The sequence below is a fragment of the Xenorhabdus entomophaga genome (assembly GCF_037996725.1).
In the GTDB taxonomy this organism is placed as follows: domain Bacteria; phylum Pseudomonadota; class Gammaproteobacteria; order Enterobacterales; family Enterobacteriaceae; genus Xenorhabdus; species Xenorhabdus khoisanae.
In genome coordinates, this window is sequence record NZ_JBBMXH010000567.1 from 1 (window position 1) to 217 (window position 217).

Annotated in this window: 1 pseudogene; it reads right to left on the bottom strand. The window is 59.0% G+C overall.

Annotation, left to right across the window (positions count from 1 at the left end):
* Positions 1–217, bottom strand: a pseudogene (locus AAC854_RS24930) (phage major capsid protein); the annotation flags it as partial.

A 217-nucleotide genomic window follows, 5' to 3' on the forward strand; every position in this document is an offset into this window, starting at 1 on the left:
GGTCGTGGTCTGCATGGCTTTTTGTTCCAGTTCGGCCAGCCCGTCCACCTTGCCCTTGCGGATAAACTGGGCAAACGCGGTTTTGTGTTCATCCACCGCCTTGTTATTGCCGCTGCCCGCCGGACGTTTCAGCCCCGCCAGTTCGTCTTCCAGTGCGGTTTTCAGGCTATCCAGCTCACCGAGCTTGCCGTTCAGGGTGTCCACCTGCTCAGACAGT